3 protein-coding genes and 3 pseudogenes are annotated in these 2,861 nt (G+C 67.4%); 2 read left to right on the top strand and 4 right to left on the bottom strand.

Features of this window, described 5'->3' with window-relative positions; all coding sequences use genetic code 11:
- Window positions 1-246, top strand: a pseudogene (locus AC5P1C_RS43550) (4-(cytidine 5'-diphospho)-2-C-methyl-D-erythritol kinase); the annotation flags it as partial.
- Here AC5P1C_RS43550 and AC5P1C_RS43545 read toward each other — a convergent pair.
- The 3 genes and pseudogenes from AC5P1C_RS43545 to AC5P1C_RS43535 form a co-directional block, all read right to left on the bottom strand.
- Window positions 215-418, bottom strand: a complete 204-nt coding sequence (locus AC5P1C_RS43545) for a hypothetical protein (RefSeq protein ID WP_493871554.1) — start codon at window positions 416-418, stop codon at window positions 215-217. The pseudogene AC5P1C_RS43550 and the gene AC5P1C_RS43545 overlap by 32 nt on opposite strands.
- Window positions 419-607: 189 nt before the next feature.
- Window positions 608-757: pseudogene (locus AC5P1C_RS43540) on the bottom strand (restriction endonuclease); the annotation flags it as partial.
- Window positions 756-1,610 carry a hypothetical protein gene (locus tag AC5P1C_RS43535; protein WP_493871552.1) on the bottom strand — a complete coding sequence of 285 codons (855 nt, stop codon included), beginning with the start codon at window positions 1,608-1,610 and terminating at the stop codon, window positions 756-758. The pseudogene AC5P1C_RS43540 and the gene AC5P1C_RS43535, both read right to left, overlap by 2 nt.
- A gap of 133 nt (window positions 1,611-1,743) precedes the next feature.
- Here AC5P1C_RS43535 and AC5P1C_RS43530 point away from each other — a divergent pair, with 133 nt between their 5' ends.
- Window positions 1,744-2,196, top strand: a complete 453-nt coding sequence (locus AC5P1C_RS43530) for a hypothetical protein (protein ID WP_493871553.1) — start codon at window positions 1,744-1,746, stop codon at window positions 2,194-2,196.
- Window positions 2,197-2,571: 375 nt separating this feature from the next.
- Here AC5P1C_RS43530 and AC5P1C_RS43525 read toward each other — a convergent pair.
- A pseudogene (locus AC5P1C_RS43525) lies at window positions 2,572-2,763 on the bottom strand (IS21 family transposase); the annotation flags it as partial.
- Between the last annotated feature and the right edge of the window lie 98 nt (window positions 2,764-2,861).

The raw sequence follows: 2,861 nt of genomic DNA, 5'->3' as shown, positions 1-2,861 counted from the left end.
CGCGCAGCCCTTTCCCTGCACCCCCCTCTGATGGACACTCTGGCTGCGGGCAAGGCGGCTGGGGCCCTGTCGGGCATCGTCTCGGGCTCCGGGCCTACCATCGCGTTCCTGGTGAAGGACGCGGCATCAGCAAAGCGAGTGGCCCAGTCCCTTCTGGACTCGGGCTCATGCCGAATCGCTCGGATCGCCACCTCTCCCACGCAGGGAGCGACGATCACACGGTGGCAAGGAAGAGCTCCGGGTTGATGGACTTGTGGTCGCCTGCCGTGTCAAACAGCCACCGGAGGAAGGCATCCATGGTGTGACGCAAGCGGGCAGCACGGTTCTTCTGTAGCTCCTTCAGCCGGTGCACCTCGACCAGACCCTCATCGCTGAGGTGGATGGCGTAGAGGCCGGACGCAGCCCGCAAGGCCCTCACCAGGCCTCGCTGTTCCAATTGAAGAGCGAGAGGGGGCCAGGTTCTCCTGAAATTCTTGCTCGATCTGTTCCATGCTGGCGCCACGCCCGGTCCGGTCACCGGTGCTTGGGCGACACGGTACGGGTGGGCACTGACAGTCCGACCGTGAGTGGGTGCCGCGTTCACCGGCTGAACGCCGTGGCCTCCACGCCTGTCCAGGCGTCCGTAGAGGGCGCGGACGAGGCGGGCGCGGTTCTGGACGCAGCGCACGGTGCCCTCCAGCGTTGCGGACAGTCGGCCTTCCGCCTCGCGCAGGACGACGTCGGCGAGCGCCCGGGGGCCGCTGTCCTTCGGCAGCTCAGAAGAGCTTTTCGATCAAAGATGCTGCGCTTGGCCATGGGGATTGCCCGCCGCTTTCCCTGAACCTGCGTACCTGAGCTTCGTACATCGTCTCGAAGGTTGTGAACGCACGCTGCATCTGTTCCGGCGTCACCTCTTCATCGCGCATGAGCAAGCACGTGGCGATCCTGAGCTCGTTCCTGCCGGATGACAGACCAGCACTCGCCAACAGGCCGGGCGCCGCCTCCTGCGCCTCCGCCCGAGAGCGTCGGCGGGGGTACCTGTCAGGGTTCTGGAGCCGGTCCTCCAATTCCTGACGCCATTCCTGGTGCCTCCTCTCGCTTTCCGCTTCCCGCGCTCGCTCCTGCTCCGCCTTCCGTGCTTCTTCCTTCGCCCACGCCTGGTCCCGCGCCCGCGCCCGTGCACGCGCTTTACGCTGTTCCACCTTGGCCGGGCGCTCACCAGTAGGGGAGATCATGCGGTCAGACGGCGTCCGCGGCACGTCGACGCGGGTGATGCCGCCGACGTCGGAGATGACGTCGTTGACAAGTTGGCGAATCGCTGCCGGCATCACCGCGGAATAGCGGTAATCCACCGGCCCGGGATCTTTGGCAGCCCTGGCGAGCGCCTCCCGCAGGACTTTTGCCGCCTGCAACGGCGAGAGTCGGCCCGTTGCCTGGCGCCGGTCCACTTCTTCCGTGATGGCGTCACACTTAGCGCGCCGCTTCTGCTCCCGTGCCACTGCCGCGGCCTCTCGCTGGGCCTGTTGCTGCTGCTGTCGTACCAACGGGGCTACCCACGGGCCGTTGACCTGCCGCGTCTTTGGCAACTGCCGCTGCTCGCGTTCGCCCCACCAGCGGCTCATCCATCCCATGCCAACATTAGACAGCGGGCAGGTCCTGCGTTCCAGACCGCGGTGGTGATGTTCCCTGCCGACCTCGACCCCACTGCTCCCGCCTTGGGGGTCACCGTGGCCGGTCGGGAGCAGGCACGTTCCCCTGGTAGAGGTGCCCGGTATCTGGGGTGTCCTGACCAGAACAGCAGATCGAGTCTGGGGGGCAGGACACTTCGACCGGCTCGACACCCGCGCGGTCCTGCAACCGCACTGCCACCAGGAGTCCACCGCCGGCACCGCCGCCGACCAGGCACTTCTCGCCCGACTCGGCGTAGAGCGCGACACGGTCACGTCGGGCTGCTGCGGGCTCGCCGGCAACTTCGGCTTCGAGAAGGGGCACTTTGACGTCTCCCAGAGCTGCGCCGAACGCAAGCTCTACCCCAAGATCCACGCTGCCGCCGACGACGACCTGGTCATCGCCGACGGCTTCTCCTGCCGCACCCAGATCACCCAGGGAACCGACCGTCACGGTCTCCACGTTGCCGAGGTCCTCTGCCAGGCCATGAACGTCCAGCGACCTGACGCCGGCGGATCCCACGAGCCTCCCTGCACTCGCCCTGCCTGACGCGCGGTCAGCGCGAGGGCGGCGGTGCGGTGCGCTGCCGCTGGACGAGTCGGGTGGGCAAGGACGTCGCCCCGCTCCAGAAGGACCACACGTACTGCTGACTGGTGCCCAGAGCGGCAAGGAACTCACCGTCGCCGACAACGGCACCAGCTTCGTCATCAAAGACATCCGATGACACGGGGCGGCCAGCGGTGGCGGCTGCACCAAATCAGCGGCGACGCCGACAACCGGTGGCGGTACGTGGTCACCGACCCGACGGAAGGCAGGCGGCTGGGCGTCCGTGACGGCGCCCGGGGTCGAGCCTGACACCGGCCCCTGCGACAAGGCCGTCCAGCGGATCATGTCCAAGACCGGCGACTGCGCATGGACCGTCGCGTTGTCGGTCAGTACATACGTCGGTGCCCCGCCGATCCGCCTGAGCGTGGTGTCCAGGCAGGCCACCAAAGTGCCCAACGTGCAGTCCCAGACCGGGATCACCACCCGGAACCGCGACCAGGCCAGCCACGCGCGGAACAGCCACGTCCGTCGACCACTGATGCGCGGGCCCTCGCCCCAGTCGAACTGCAATCACCTCCCCGGCTCGGGAGTCTTCTCTGAACTATCAGCTTGCGCTGGTTTGTTGGGGTTCATCGGAGTCGGGCGGGGTGCGCTGGATGGTGATGTGG

This window comes from Streptomyces sp. A18 (assembly GCF_059026065.1).
This window is presented reverse-complemented; position numbering and strand designations above follow the sequence as displayed.

Coding starts and splice junctions, on each gene's coding strand:
- AC5P1C_RS43535 (WP_493871552.1), bottom strand. CDS start 1,610: ATGGGATGGATGAGCCGCTGGTGGGGCGAACGCGAGCAGCGGCAGTTG.